The organism is Steroidobacter sp., assembly GCF_016790065.1.
GTDB lineage: Bacteria > Pseudomonadota > Gammaproteobacteria > Steroidobacterales > Steroidobacteraceae > Steroidobacter.
This window is the reverse complement of record NZ_JAEUPY010000168.1, coordinates 1-14,239: the sequence shown is the minus strand read 5'-3', so window position 1 is coordinate 14,239 and position 14,239 is coordinate 1. Positions and strand designations below refer to the sequence as shown.

At 60.8% G+C, this 14,239-nt stretch carries 14 protein-coding genes; 8 read left to right on the top strand and 6 right to left on the bottom strand.

From position 1 onward, the window contains the following. Together JNL55_RS07405 and JNL55_RS07400 are read left to right on the top strand one after the other, a co-directional pair. The coding region (locus tag JNL55_RS07405; RefSeq protein WP_293851418.1) for a DUF3418 domain-containing protein at positions 1-1,293 on the top strand (1,293 nt) is incomplete at its 5' end. A gap of 48 nt (positions 1,294-1,341) precedes the next feature. Next, positions 1,342-1,806, top strand: a complete 465-nt coding sequence (locus tag JNL55_RS07400) for a DUF1772 domain-containing protein (protein WP_293851416.1) — start codon at positions 1,342-1,344, stop codon at positions 1,804-1,806. On the opposite strand, the gene JNL55_RS07395 is transcribed toward JNL55_RS07400, so the two are convergent. Next, positions 1,803-2,750: an aldo/keto reductase gene (locus JNL55_RS07395; RefSeq protein WP_293851413.1), complete on the bottom strand. Its 948-nt coding sequence runs from the start codon at positions 2,748-2,750 to the stop codon at positions 1,803-1,805. The genes JNL55_RS07400 and JNL55_RS07395 overlap by 4 nt on opposite strands. Before the next feature lie 51 nt (positions 2,751-2,801). On the opposite strand from JNL55_RS07395, the gene JNL55_RS07390 reads away from it, so the two are divergent. Then, positions 2,802-3,212, top strand: coding sequence for a MerR family transcriptional regulator (locus JNL55_RS07390; RefSeq protein WP_293851411.1), 411 nt, complete (start codon positions 2,802-2,804; stop codon positions 3,210-3,212). A 5-nt stretch (positions 3,213-3,217) separates the two neighbouring features. Here JNL55_RS07390 and JNL55_RS07385 read toward each other — a convergent pair whose 3' ends face one another. From JNL55_RS07385 to JNL55_RS07375, 3 genes are read right to left on the bottom strand one after another with little or no spacing between them, the layout of a single operon-like run. Beyond that, the gene (locus tag JNL55_RS07385) at positions 3,218-4,192 is read right to left on the bottom strand and encodes a ketopantoate reductase family protein (protein WP_293851409.1); all 975 of its coding nucleotides are present in this window, start codon (positions 4,190-4,192) and stop codon (positions 3,218-3,220) included. A 6-nt stretch (positions 4,193-4,198) separates the two neighbouring features. Continuing rightward, positions 4,199-5,725, bottom strand: coding sequence for an aldehyde dehydrogenase family protein (locus JNL55_RS07380; protein WP_415923029.1), 1,527 nt, complete (start codon positions 5,723-5,725; stop codon positions 4,199-4,201). Continuing rightward, a complete protein-coding gene (locus JNL55_RS07375) occupies positions 5,722-6,876 on the bottom strand; it encodes a saccharopine dehydrogenase family protein (protein WP_293851405.1) in 1,155 nt (384 codons plus the stop codon). Before JNL55_RS07375 ends, JNL55_RS07380 begins: the two co-directional genes overlap by 4 nt. A 167-nt stretch (positions 6,877-7,043) precedes the next feature. Here JNL55_RS07375 and JNL55_RS07370 point away from each other — a divergent pair, with 167 nt between their 5' ends. From JNL55_RS07370 to JNL55_RS07350, 5 genes are all read left to right on the top strand, one after another. Next, a complete protein-coding gene (locus tag JNL55_RS07370) occupies positions 7,044-8,429 on the top strand; it encodes a class II 3-deoxy-7-phosphoheptulonate synthase (RefSeq protein WP_293851403.1) in 1,386 nt (461 codons plus the stop codon). Between the two features lie 91 nt (positions 8,430-8,520). Next, entirely contained in the window at positions 8,521-10,236 is a 1,716-nt protein-coding gene (gene ilvD, locus JNL55_RS07365; protein WP_293851402.1) for a dihydroxy-acid dehydratase, read from the top strand. A gap of 13 nt (positions 10,237-10,249) precedes the next feature. Continuing rightward, positions 10,250-11,158, top strand: coding sequence for a hydroxymethylglutaryl-CoA lyase (locus tag JNL55_RS07360; protein ID WP_293851400.1), 909 nt, complete (start codon positions 10,250-10,252; stop codon positions 11,156-11,158). Positions 11,159-11,303: 145 nt separating this feature from the next. Continuing rightward, complete coding sequence (locus JNL55_RS07355) at positions 11,304-11,936, top strand: GntR family transcriptional regulator (RefSeq protein ID WP_293851398.1); 633 nt, start codon at positions 11,304-11,306, stop codon at positions 11,934-11,936. A 58-nt stretch (positions 11,937-11,994) separates the two neighbouring features. Further along, positions 11,995-12,474, top strand: a complete 480-nt coding sequence (locus JNL55_RS07350) for a peroxiredoxin (RefSeq protein ID WP_293851396.1) — start codon at positions 11,995-11,997, stop codon at positions 12,472-12,474. 85 nt (positions 12,475-12,559) lie between these two features. On the opposite strand, the gene JNL55_RS07345 is transcribed toward JNL55_RS07350, so the two are convergent. Continuing rightward, complete coding sequence (locus tag JNL55_RS07345; protein ID WP_293851394.1) at positions 12,560-13,501, bottom strand: electron transfer flavoprotein subunit alpha/FixB family protein; 942 nt, start codon at positions 13,499-13,501, stop codon at positions 12,560-12,562. Continuing rightward, entirely contained in the window at positions 13,501-14,238 is a 738-nt protein-coding gene (locus JNL55_RS07340) for an electron transfer flavoprotein subunit beta/FixA family protein (protein ID WP_293851392.1), read from the bottom strand. Before JNL55_RS07340 ends, JNL55_RS07345 begins: the two co-directional genes overlap by 1 nt. Position 14,239: the final 1 nt, after the last annotated feature.

Sequence of the window (14,239 nt, the reverse complement as noted above, 5' to 3'; positions counted from 1 at the left end):
CTGCCCAAGCCGCTGCTGAGCTCCGCGGTCATCGGCGACTTTTCCCGTCCGATTCCGGGCTGGCGTGTCGAAACCATCACGCAGCTGTTACGCAGCCTGCCGAAGCAGATTCGGAAGACCTTCGTTCCTGTGCCCGAGCATGCGGCACGCGCGGCCGCGGAGATCGACGAGTCGAAGGAATTTAACTTGGCCGTGGCTGAGTGGATCACTCGCGTTGGCGGCACGGCGGTGTCGGCTGACGACGTTGCAGCGCTGCCGCTGCCGGATCATTTGCGAGTGAACTTCCGCGTTGCTGATTTGGACGGCAAGACGTTGGCGGAAGGTCGCGACCTGGCCGCATTGAAACGCGCAGTTCGCGAGACTGAAGCTCAAAGTGTCGACAAGTCGGCCGATTCGAAATCCGCGAAACCGGGTGGTTTGCATCGCCGCTGGGACTTCGGCGATCTGGCTGTCGAGGAGTCGGTGCAACGTCGTGGATTGCGCTTCTCCGTGTACCCGACACTGCGTGATCGCGGTGAGGGCGTCGAAGTGGCTGAAGCCGCCACGCTGGTTGATGCCGAGGGTCTGTTGCGCTTGGGCGTACTTCGGCTGGCGATCCTGGCATTGCCTGAGCAGTTCAAGTACGCCCGCAAACGCTGCTCGGAACGCAGTGAGCTGATGCTGCTTGCTCAGGGATTGAACAACTCGCGCCCCATCTCCGAGGCCTTGGCAGAGAAGTGTTTCGTCGAATGTTTCCTGAGCGAACAGGGCGGGTTACCACGATCGGCTGCACAGTTCGATTCGCTGCTGGATCGGCATCGTGCGCGCTTCGGGGAAGTGACCGATCGAGTGATCGAACATACCGCGTCGGCGCTGCGTGAACTGCGAAACTCTCGCATGAAACTCGCTGCGCTCGACGGTGCGCCGTTCCAGCCGCTGCGCTCCGACGTACAAGCACAACTGCAAATGCTCGTGCCGGGAGACTTCCCTGCCAGCGTGCCTGCCGCACTGTGGCCACACTTGCCTCGTTACTTCAAAGCACTGACGCGTCGACTCGACAAAGCGCCTGGCAACCAGAAGCGCGATGCCGACTTGATGAAACAAATCTCTCCGGCCACTCAGGCTTATCAGCGTCTGCGCTCGCAAGCACCTCGCGGTGAAACGCATCCTGAGTTGGACCGCCTGCAATGGATGATCGAAGAGTTTCGCGTCTCACTGTTCGCGCAGGATTTGAAAGCCGCACTGCCGGTGTCTGACAAACGCATCGCCGATCAGGTCGAGAAAGCGCGAGTCGAAGTGCAGCGCGCCGCCTGAGTGCTGCCTCTGCTACGATGGCCTTGGCCAGGCCTTCGTGGAGCAGCAATGACGGAACGAATCTGGACGCTGTTGACCCTCGTGGCCGGTGTGGGCTGCGGGCTCAACGCCGGTTTGTTTTTCATCTTTTCCAACACCATCATGCGTGCCCTCGATCGCCTGCCCGCGGCCGGCGCGGTGGCTGCCATGAACAGCATCAATCGCACCATCCTGAATCCGCTGTTCTTCCTGGTGTTCTTCGGCACCGCGTTGCTGTGCCTGGTGCTGCTCGTGGGCCAGCTCGATACGCCATTGGTGCTGATCGGGGCGCTGTTGTATCTGATCGGTTCGCTCGGCGTCACGATGATTCGTAACGTACCGCTCAACGATCAACTGGCAAAGGTCCTGCCGTCGGCGACCGATCCGGAAAACCAATGGAAGGCGTATCGCGGCCCCTGGACTCGATGGAATCATCTGAGAACCGTTGCCTGTTTGCTGGCGACGGTGGCGTTTATTTTGAGTGTGAGTGCCTAGACCGCGACGCCCTGAACAGCTGCGGCGAGCGGCTCCAAAGCGGCCATGACTTCGTCACTGAGTCTGAGTGACGCGGCAGCGACGTTCTCTTCCAACCGAGTGCGCTTGCGAGTGCCTGGAATGGGCACAGCTTTGACGCCGAGTTTCCGGGACTGCGCATAGAGCCACGCCAACGCCAGTTGCGCCGGTGTCACGCCCAGTGCCGCGGCGGCTTCTTCGATCTTTGCAACGAGTCGCAGATTCGCTGCCCGATTCTCGGCAGCGAAGCGAGGAAACTGCGGCCGATAGTCGCTATCAGTCAGATTTTGCGTGAACGCCTGCCCAGTGAGCATGCCGCGACCCAGCGGTGCATAAGGCACGATGGTGACATCGAGCTTCTTGACGGCCGGAAGCACCGAGCTTTCGATCTGCCGAGTAAACAACGACCACTCGGACTGCAGTGCTGTAATCGGATGAACGGCATGCGCGGCGAGCAATTCGTCAGCGCTCACTTCACAAAGTCCGAGCCAGCGAACTTTGCCTGCGGTCACGAGGTCGGCCATGGCGCCTACGGACTCTTCGAGGGGCACCGCCGGGTTGCGTCGGTGCATGTAGTAGAGATCGATGCAGTCGATGCCGAGCCGTGCCAACGAGCGGTCGACAGCCGCTTTGATGAACTCTGGTCGATTATCGATGCTCCAGTCGTTCGGTTGTTCCGGAGTGCGTGTGTAGCCGAACTTGGTCGCGATCACCACGCGGTCTCGGTGGGCACGGACGAACGGGCGCAAAAAGGTCTCGTTGGCGCCGATGCCATACATGTCCGCGGTGTCGAACATGACCACGCCTAGGTCGAGCGCTCGCTCCAGCGTGGCTCGGGCCTCGGTCTCATCGGTGGCGCCGTAGAACTCGCTCATGCCCATGCAGCCCAAGCCCTGCGTGCCCAAGGTCATCGAAGCGCTCGTCATCGTGCATCTCCAGGTTTTGACAAGCGTCTGTATAAGTGTGGACCATAGTCCATGGTCAAGAAGCCCAGCATGCTGATTTCCGAGTTCGCGAAGGCCACCGGGCTGCCGCTGGACACCATTCGTTTCTATATCAAGAAAGGGTTGTTGACGCCGCAGCGGAGTGCGAAGGGCGGGTCGAGCCCGTATCAGCTGTTTTCCGCTGACGATGTAACCACCGCGCGCATGATTCGTGTACAGCAGTCGCTGGGCTATTCGTTGCGGGAGATTGCGGCCCTCAATGAAGAATACCGCTTAGGGGCCCGATCCGCGGCCCGTACTGCTGCGGTCTTGCAGCTACAGATCGGGAAGCTGGAGCAGAAGAAAGCTCAGGTCGATGCGGCACTGGAGTTCCTGCGCGCCAAACTCAAGTGGGTGAAGGCGGGAAAGCCGAGCGACCGAGCGCGCCCGGATTTTCGCTGCTAGCTGCTTTAACGATCTCGCGTGCGATCTATCGAGCTGACTAGGGCATAGGTGTTGGCCAGCACAGGCAGGGACAGATTGAGGTCTTTTGCTTTGCGTAGCGCGTAGCCCAGCGTCTCGTGGATTTCGAGGGCGCGGCCTGCCAGTAAGTCTTGCAGCGAGGACATGCGATGTTCTGGTGCGCGAGCTTGGTAGTCGGCGCCGGCTTTGCGGACCCCTTCGATGGCTTCTGCTTCTGTGCCGTCGAGCACAGCGCGTAGCGGCAACAGGGCTCGGTCTTCGGTCAATGGAATACCGAGAGCTTTGGCGAGTGAGGCCAGCTCGCGTGTCAGCCGAACGATCAATAGAGCTGCGTCTGGGTCGGACAGGAACCGCCAGGTGATGGCGCGGGTCGTCAGTGACAAGCTGACGAAACCTACCCAACAAACAAATTTGCTCCACTCGCGAGACACGATGTCGGACACCAGCGTGGTGCGCACGCCGGCGTCGTCGATGGCTTTCACGATGCTGCGAGCGGTGTCGCTCGTCGTGCCGTCCAGTTCGCCGATGAATAAGTTCACATTGCGGGTGAATAGCACGTCGCCCGATGCGAGTAACTCGCCGCTGGTGTCGGCCAGCGCACCCAACGTGCGGTCGCGACCGTAAGTCTGAGAGAGCAGATCGTCTTTCATTACGCCGTTCTGAATCGACACGGCTCGATCGAGTTGCACGTGGCGTAGAGAGGCTAGCGTCTGTTCGGAGCCGGGCGTTTTCGTGGCGATGATGAGCGTACCGGTTTCGCGCAATTGCGCCGGGTCGGTCAGCAGCTCGACAGAGGTCACTATTTCGCTCAGGCCCTTGATACGGAGTCCTTGCTCGCGAACCTGCTGCGCCCGTTGCCCACGGGCGAGCAGGGCGACGGATCGCCCGCTCCGAATCAAATGAGCCGCCAAGATGGAACCGAGCGCCCCAGCCCCGACTATCGCAAACTCGCTACGTGACACTGTGACTTAGCCCGTTACCTTGAAGTCGATGCCCTGCGCTAACGGCAGCTCGCGGCTCCAATTGATCGTGTTGGTCTGTCGCCGCATGTACGCCTTCCAACTGTCCGAGCCGGACTCACGGCCGCCGCCGGTGTCTTTCTCGCCGCCGAAAGCGCCGCCGATCTCGGCACCTGACGTGCCGATGTTCACATTGGCGATGCCGCAATCGCTGCCGAGCGCCGACAAAAACTTCTCCGCATGACGCAAGTTGTCCGTGAAGATCGCGGACGACAAGCCGTGATGCGACGAGTTATGCATGGCAATCGCATCGTCGAGTGACTGGTACTCGATCAAATACAGAATCGGCGCGAACGTCTCTGTCTGCACGATCTCCCATTCGGAGCGTGCCCGAATGATGGTGGGCTCCACAAAATTCCCCGGCGGCCGAGTCTTGCCGCCACAAAGCACCGTCCCACCGGCGCGCTGAGCCTTCTCGATGGCCTGCTGATAACGCTGCACCGATGCCTCATCGATGAGTGGGCCCATCAGTGTCCCGGTCTCCAACGGGTCGCCTATGCGCACCTGTGAGTAGGCGCGTAACAAACGTTGCTCCAGCTCTTTGGAGCGAGAAGCATGCACGAACACACGCCGCGTGCTCGTGCAGCGCTGGCCAGCAGTGCCCACAGCGCCGAACACAATGGACGGCACTGCAAGGTCCAGATTGGCGAACTCATCGACGATGATGCCGTTGTTGCCGCCCAGCTCCAGCAGGCTCTTGCCGAGGCGAGCAGAGACGCGCTCGCCAACCTTGCGGCCGACCGCTGTCGAGCCAGTGAAGGACACGAGATCGACGCGGCGATCATCGACCAGCTTCTCGGCTAACTCGTTGCCCGCGATCAGGAGCTGAAAGATGCCGGGGAAACCATGCCGCTCCAACACACGATTCACCAGCTTCTGCACAGCGACCGCAGTCAAAGGCGCCTTGGGCGACGGCTTCCAGACACTCACGTTGCCGCAAATGGCAGCGAGAAAAGAATTCCACGCCCACACGGCCACAGGAAAGTTGAACGCGCTGATGATTCCAACCACGCCGAGCGGATGCCACTGTTCATACATGCGATGCAGCGGCCGTTCCGAATGCATGGTCTGCCCATACAGCATGCGCGACTGACCGACGGCGAAGTCGCCGATGTCGATCATCTCCTGCACTTCACCATCGCCCTCGGCTTTGATCTTGCCGACCTCGAGCGTCACCAAACTGCCTAAAGCACTCTTATGTTTGCGCAGTTCATCCGCAACCAGCCGAACCGCTTCACCTCGTTTCGGCGCAGGCACGATCTTCCATTGATCGAACACACGGCGCGACGAAACCAGAATGCGTTCGTAGTCGGCAGCGGTGCCGCTTTGGACCCGACCCAGGCGCTCGCCGGTGGTGGGATTCACTGATTCGATGACCGGCCCGGAGCGGTCGCTCGACCAGCCGCCGTCGGCCGACCAGGCACCGGAGTTGCTGTCGCTCAGGTCCAGAGCTGAAAAAATATCGCGCATACTCATTTCCTCTGATGTCCCGCCTGGCCGCTGACCACGATGTGGGCGGAGACTTCTTTGCCGCCGACCGCGGCGTAATGTTTGCCAAATCGATTCGTCAGCACGTCCTGCAGACGAAAGTCTTCTTGTCGCACGAAGCCGTGATGCTTGCCGCCGCCGTTGACCACGAGATCGACGACAGCGCAGATCCCCGAAGCGGTGGTGACCTGAATGGCCGACCACAGGCGGCCGGCAATCACTTGCGGGTAAACCTTGTTGACGTAGTTTTCCTCGCGCAGCTCGCCATCCTGCTTGCCGGTGACGGCGACATAGATCACTACGACGTCCTGCAAGGTCTGGGGCACGGCGTTTTCCAGAATGCGCTTGAGCGTACCGCGATCGTGATTGAGTTTCAGATCGTTCATCAGCAAGCGCATCTGTTCGCAGTGGCCCGGGTAGCGCATGGTCTTGTAGTCCATGCTCTGCACGCGCGCGCCATAAGTCTCTGCCAATGAACCGAGACCGCCGGATGTGTTGAACGATTCGTACAACGTGCCGTCGATCTCGATTTCTTCCAGGCCTTCCAGCGGCGCCGCTTCGATGCGCCGGCCATCGACGATGGCTTCGCAAGGATTGCCGTATTCGTTGATCAAGCCTTCGGTGGACCAGGTCAAAGAATATTTCAAAACATTGTTGGGATGTTGGGGCAGGGCGCCGACGCGCAATTTCACGGCACGCAGTTCGTCGAAGTGGCCGATCAATTCGTTGGCGGCGATGGAGATGAAACCGGGCGCCAGGCCGCACTGAGGCACGAACGCTTGCGACGCGCCTTCGGAAATCTTGCGAACCGCGCGCGTGACTTCGACGTCTTCAGTGAGATCGAAGTAGTGCGTACCGGCTTTGCGTGCCGCTTCGGCGACACCGACGTTGCAGTAGTAGGGCAGGCTGGAGATGACCGCATCGACCGGATGCTTCGCGAGCTGAGCGCTGAGTGCGCCAACGTCGGCTGCATCAACATGGTGCGCATGCAGGTTGGCGAAGCGATGCGCGCCGACCACTGCGTTAGCGGCTGCAGCGCTCACGTCGGCGAGGTGCACCTCGTACGAGCCGGACTCGGCCAGCAGCCCGGAGATCAACGCGCCGATCTTGCCGGCACCGAGAATCAGAACCTTGGCCATGCTCGCTCCCAAGCGCTACGGTGGTGCAAAGGGGCTCATTTAAGGCCGCTGGCCCCGAACTGTAAACGTGGACGGCACGGACAGACGCTTCGCTGCCCTGTCTGTATGCAATTTTCGACCTGGATCCGTATGCTTCGCACTGATCGAGTGCTAGTCTCCCGGCCGTTATGACGCGTAATCCTGACTTGATTCAGTGGCACCCCTCCAGCTGGCAGTCCAAACAGGCCCAGCAGCAAGCGACCTATCCCGATCCGGCGGCGCTGGACACCGTGGTCTCCGAGTTGTCCCGGCTGCCGCCGTTGGTGGTTTCCTGGGAAATCGAAGCGTTGAAAGAGCAGATCGCCTCGGCTCAGCGCGGCGAGCGCTTCGTGCTCCAGGGCGGCGACTGCGCCGAGACCTTCGAGGACTGCGAGTCCGACAAGATCGCCAAGAAGCTCAAGATCCTGCTGCAGATGAGCCTGGTGCTGGTCTATGGCTTGAAGAAGCCGGTGATTCGGGTCGGCCGCATGGCCGGGCAGTATGCAAAGCCCCGTTCGGCGGATACCGAGACGCGCGATGGCGTGACCTTGCCGAGCTACCGGGGGGCCAATGTGAACCGCCCTGGTTTCACGGCGCAGGAACGCGTACCCGATCCGTCGCTACTGTTGCGAGGCTATGAGCGTTCGGCGCTCACCCTGAATTTTGTCCGCTCGCTGATCGATGGCGGTTTCGCCGATCTGCATCATCCCGAGTACTGGGATCTGGACTTCATGCGGCACTCGCCGTCGAAGGACGCGTACGAAAAGATCGTGCAGTCGATCTCCGAGTCGTTGGACTTTTTCGAAGCGGCCTCGGGTCAACCGATTCACGAAAGCACCACCACTCGTTTCTACACCAGTCACGAAGCGCTGCATCTGTTGCTCGAACAGTCACAGACGCGCTACATCCCGCGCTCGCAGCGCTGGTACAACTTGTCGACGCATTTGCCTTGGATCGGCATGCGTACCGCGGCGCTCGATGGCGCGCACGTCGAATACTTCCGTGGCATCGCCAATCCGCTGGGCATCAAAGTCGGCCCGTCGATGAGTGCGGAATGGGTGCAGGGCCTGATCCAGACGCTCAACCCGAACAATGAGCCGGGTCGGATCGTGCTGATCCATCGCATGGGCGCGAAGGACATCGAAAAGCGTTTGCCGCCGCTGATTCAAGCGGTGCGTGCCACCGGCAGTCCGGTGTTGTGGGTGTGCGATCCCATGCACGGCAATACTGAAACCGCGACGTCGGGCTTGAAGACCCGGCGCTTCGAAAACATTTTGAGCGAGTTGGAGTCGGCCTTCCGTATCCACCGCGAATTGGGTTCTTGGCTCGGGGGCGTGCATTTCGAGCTGACAGGCGAAGATGTCACCGAATGCACAGGCGGCGCTCGGGGTCTGACGGATGCAGACCTCGCGCGTGCTTATAAATCGCAGGTCGATCCACGCTTGAATCATGAACAGGCGTTGGAGCTGGCCATGCGTATCGCCGGTTTGCACGCGAAAAAAGGCGCGCAGAAGAGCGCCGTGATTCACATATAAAAAAGCTCTGGTCTAATAACTTGCCTAGTCTGCAGCGACGGCCTCTACAATAGAGGCCGTCGCTCTCTTCCTGCCTGTCGTTCGAGCACTCATGGCCACGAAAAAGCAAGCTCCCAAGCCCGCCGTCAATTTCCGTCGCTATTCCAGTGAAGTGGTCGATGGCCTGAAGCAGGCGCCCAGTCGCGCCATGCTGCGAGCCGTTGGCTACAAGGATGCCGACTTCAAGAAGCCGGCCATCGGTATCGCTTCCACGTGGAGCAATCTCACGCCGTGCAATATGCACATCGACAAGCTGGCCAAGGCTGCGGCCGCCGCGGTCGACTCGTCGGGCGGCAAGAGCACCACCTTCGGCACCATCACCGTGTCCGACGGTATTTCCAACGGTTCGCCTGGCATGCGTTATTCGCTGGTGTCGCGCGAAGTGATCGCCGACTCCATCGAGACAGTGTCCGGCGCGCAGGGCTTTGACGGCGTGGTCGCCATCGGTGGCTGCGACAAGAACATGCCCGGCTGCATGATGGCGCTGGCGCGCTTGGATCGTCCGGCGGTGTTCGTCTACGGCGGCACCATTCGCCCGGGCGCAGGTCATCTCGACGTGATCTCGGTGTTCGAAGCTCGTGGCGCGCTCACCAGCGGCAAGATCACTCAGAAGCAGATGGACGAGATCGAGCGCAAAGCGATTCCGGGGCCGGGCAGCTGCGCCGGCATGTACACCGCGAACACCATGGCCTCGGCCATCGAAGCGATGGGCATGAGTTTGCCCAACAGCTCGGCGCAAGACGCCGTGTCCAAGCAAAAGATCGAAGATTGTAAGAACGCCGGCAAGGCGGTGGTGAAGCTCGCCAAGCAGGGCATCACGCCGTCGCAGATCATGACGCGTGAAGCCTTCGAGAATGCGATCACCACAGTCATCGCGCTCGGCGGCTCGACCAACGCCGTGCTTCATCTGCTCGCTATCGCGCACGCCGCGAATGTGAAACTGGAGCTCGACGATTTCACTCGCATCGGTAAGAAAGTGCCGGTGCTCGCCGATCTGCGCCCGAGCGGCAAATACATGATGTCGGAGCTGGTGCGCATCGGCGGCATTCAACCGCTCATGAAAATCCTGCTCAAAGAAGGGCTGCTGCACGGGGACTGCCTGACCGTCACCGGCAAGACACTGGCTCAGAACCTTAAGAGCGTGAAGCCGTATCCGAAGAATCAGGACATCATTTACGCCTTCAACAAACCCATCAAGCCGGACAGCCATCTGGTGGTGTTGTATGGCAACCTGGCACCGGAAGGCTCGGTGGCCAAGATCACTGGCAAGGAAGGCTTGTCATTCACCGGCCGCGCACGCGTGTTCGATGGGGAAGAAGCGTCGGTGCAGGCCATTCTGGACGGCAAGGTCGAAGCCGGCGACGTGGTTGTTATTCGCTACGAAGGCCCCAAAGGTGGACCGGGTATGCGCGAAATGTTGAGCCCCACCAGTGCCATTGCCGGCGCCGGCCTGGCCGACAAGGTCGCATTGGTCACTGACGGCCGGTTCTCCGGCGGCAGCCGCGGTTTTGTGGTCGGTCATGTCGCGCCGGAAGCGGCGGTCGGTGGTCCGATCGGTTTGATTCGCGATGGCGATGCAATCACCATCGACGCGCAGTCGCGTGAAATTCAGGTGGCGTTGAGCGAGCAAGAGTTGTCGAAACGTCGGGCGCAGTGGAAGGCACCGGAGCCTTATGCCCGCCGTGGTGTACTCGCGAAGTATGCTCGCGAGGTCAGTAGCGCCTCACTCGGCGCGATCACCGACGGCGATGCCTGCGACAGTCATTGAGGTAGCAACGATCATGGCGCGAACGATTGAAATCGTCGATGTGGGTCCGCGTGACGGCTTGCAGAGCGAGCCTGAGATTCTGCCGACGTCGACCAAACTCGAATTGATTCAGCGCCTGGTCGACGCGGGTTTGCGCCGTATCGAAGTTGCGAGCTTCGTGAATCCCAAACGCGTGCCACAGATGGCCGATGCCGAAGCGGTCATGGCTGGGCTGCCTAAAGTACCGGGCGTGCAATACGTGGGCTTGGTGCTGAATCGCAAAGGTTTCGAACGCGCGCTCGCGGCGGGTTGCACTGAAGTTGGTTTAGTCGCCACGGCCACGGACAGTTTCGGTGAGCGCAACCAAGGCGCCACCATCGAAGAAAACATTCGTAACGTGGAAGAGATTGCACCGTTGGCTCGCGAAGCCGGTGTGCGAATGCAAGTTACCGTGTCGGTGGCGTTCGGTTGCCCGTTCGAAGGCGAAGTGCCAGCCGCACGTGTAGTGGATGTTTGTCAGCGGCTCGCCGCTACGCAACCGCTCGAGATCGCCATCGCCGACACCATCGGTGTTGCGGTTCCGAGTCAAGTTACAGCGCTCGTGGAACAGGTGCGCGCCGCCATCGGCGATGTCGCTCTTCGCTGTCACTTTCACAATACACGGAATACAGCAGTCGCGAATGCATACGCCGCGGTGCTGGCCGGTGTGAAAACTTTGGATGCTAGCGTCGGTGGCGTCGGCGGTTGTCCGTTTGCTCCCAATGCCACTGGTAACGTCGGCACCGAAGATTTGGTGTACATGTTGTCGCGTGCCGGCTATGACACCGGCATCGATCTGAACAAACTCATCACCACTGCCAAGTGGCTGGGCGAGCAGCGGGGCAAGCCGGTACCCAGCATGGTCTCCAAGGCCGGCGGCTTTCCGGCATCTCCTGCAAGATAGATCCGCTCCCTAACTTAAGTTAGTGCTGCCAGTATTTTGCTCTGGCGGCCTGCTCAGACTGCTGCTTCACACGGCGGGGCGCGTATACACTCGCGTCATAGGAGGTCCCTGGCCCTCCAAACAACTAAACGTCGGAAGGAGCACCATGGCTAAGGCAGTGGACAAGGCGTATCACACCGTACGTGAAGGCATCGTGCGCGGCGTGTATCCAGCCTCCTCACGTATCACGGAGCAAGAAGTAGCGGCAGTCGCGGGCGTGAGTCGTACACCTGTTCGCGAGGCGTTGCGAAAACTCCACGCCGAAGGACTGTTGGAATTCGTGCCTCATCAAGGTGCCATCGTCACCGAGTGGACCACCGAAGATCGGGAGGACGTGTATGAATTGCGCGCAATGTTAGAAGCGTATGGCGCGGCGAGAGCGGCACGTCGGATTTCTTCCGAAGGTATCGCCGAGCTGCGGCAACTCGCCGAAGATCAATATCACGAGACTTTGGCCAAGCCCGAGGGTTATCTCGAGCGCGTCGGTCATCTCAACAGTCATTTTCACCGACGCATTCATGAGTTTGCCGGCAGTCCGCGACTGGTGTCGGCGTTGGCGTCGTTGATCGAAGCGCCGCTGATGTTGAAAACATTTGCGACTTATCAGGACGAAGATTTGATTCGCAGCGCTTCGCACCACCTGGAAATCGTGCGCGCTTTGGAGGCGCGTGACGGCGACTGGAGTTCGGCGCTCATGCGTTCCCACATCCTGGGGGCCCGAGGGACGTTAGTTATTTGAGGCGCGCCTCGCTAGAATGGCCAGCTCGAAAGTTCTCGTCATTCGCGAGGGGAGAGTCATGATCAAAGTCGGCGACAGAATTCCTGCGGGCAGCTTCACCCAAATCACCAAGGACGGCCCGCAGAAGGTCAACGCGGAAGAGTTTTTCAAAGGCCGCAAGGTCGTGCTGTTCTCGGTGCCGGGTGCGTTCACGCCGACCTGCGATGCCAAGCATCTGCCGGGCTTCGTGGAAAAGGCCAGCGAGTTGCGCGGCAAGGGCGTCGATGCGATTGCCTGTATCGCGGTGAACGACGCGTTCGTGATGAAGGCCTGGGGCAAGTCCCAGAACACCGACGGCAAAGTGGACATGCTGGCCGACGGTAACGCCGACTACACCAAGGCGCTGGGGCTGGATATGGACGCCAGCGGCTACGGCATGGGCATTCGCGGCCAGCGTTTCGCGCTGGTGGTGGATGACGGCGTGGTGAAGCAGGTGAACGTCGAGCAGAAGGGCGAGTTCAAGGTGTCGAGCGCCGAATACGTGCTCGGCCAGCTGTAATCGGCCAGCCGTAATCAGCTAGCAAAGAAAAAGGCCGCCGCGATTCGAGTCGCGGCGGCCTTTTTTATTGGCGAACTGGCGGCGCTCAGCCGAGCGCTTTTTCCAGTTCCGGCAGGACGGTGAACAAATCGCCGACCAGGCCGATATCGGCCACTTCGAAAATCGGCGCTTCAGAGTCCTTGTTGATCGCGACGATGGTACGGGCGTCCTTGATGCCGGTCAGGTGCTGGATGGCGCCTGAGATACCGACGGCGACGTACAACTCCGGCGCGATGATCTTGCCGGTCTGGCCGACCTGCAATTCGTTGGCTGCGTAGCCCGCGTCCACAGCGGCACGCGAGGCACCGACGCCAGCACCGAGCTTGTCTGCCAGGCTGAAGATGATCTTGAAGGTGTCGGCGCTGCCGAGCGCACGACCACCCGACACCACGCGCGACGCAGTCTGCAGGTCCGGACGACCGGTAGCGGCCGCCGAGCGAGACACGAAGCGAGTGTGAGAGGGCAGTGACGCAGAAACATTCGCCGCTTCGACCGCAGCGTTGCCACCCGACGGAGCCGGCTGGAACGACGCGGTACGCACGGTGGCGACCAGCTTCTTATCCTGCGGAGCTTCCACAGTGATGATGGCGTTGCCGGCGTACACCGGACGACGGAACTTATAAGCGCCTTCGACCGCCATGATGTCGCTGAGCTGACCGACACCGAGCAGCGCGGCGACTCGCGGCAACAAGTCTTTGCCGAACGTGGTCGACGGACCGAACACGTGCGTGTAGTTGGCAGCGACAGCGGCAACTTGTGGAGCGAGCACAGCAGCGAGCGGCTCGGCATTGGCAGCGTTGTTGACCGTGAGCACGGTCTTCACGCCTTGGATCTTCGCAGCTTCGGCGGCGACGGCAGCGCCATCAGTTGCGAACACCGCGATGTCGATCTGGGCGCCATCGATTCCGCTGGCGCAGGCCACGCACTTGGCAGTGGCGGGATTGAGCTTGCCGCCGAGATGTTCGGCGACGATGAGAATCTTGGCCATTAGACGAGCCCCTTGTTCTTCAGAGCGGCGACCAGCTCGCCCACATCCTTCACCATCACGCCCTTGGAACGGGAGGCGGGCGGCTCGTACTTGGCCGTCTTGAACTGCGGCGCCGTGTCCACGCCGAGGGAGGCGATGGCCACCGTGTCGAGCGGCTTCTTCTTGGCCTTCATGATGTCCGGCAACTTCACGTAGCGCGGCTCGTTCAAGCGCAGGTCGGTGGTGAACACCGCCGGCAGATCGACTTCGATGGTTTCCAGGCCGGCGTCCACTTCGCGAGTGACCTTGGCTTTAGCGCCGTCCAGTTCGACCTTGGATGCGAAGGTGGCTTGAGGACGATCCCACAATGCGGCCAGCATCTGGCCGGTCTGGTTGTTGTCGTCGTCGATGCCTTGCTTGCCGAGCAACACGATCTGGGGATTTTCCTTCTCGATCAGCTTCAGGAAAATCTTGGCGGCAGCCAACGGCTCAACCGCCGAGTCCGCCTGCACGAGGATGGCGCGGTCGGCGCCCATGGCGAGACCGGTGCGCAGCTGTTGCTGCGTGTCGGCCGGGCCGATGCTGACGACCACGACTTCAGTGGCGCCGCCTTTTTCCTTGATGCGAAGCGCTTCTTCCAGCGCGATCTCATCGAAAGGATTGATGCTCATTTTGACGCCGTCGGTCACGACACCCGTGCCGTCGGGTTTGACGCGCACGCGGACGTTGTAGTCCACCACGCGCTTTAAGCCCACCAGA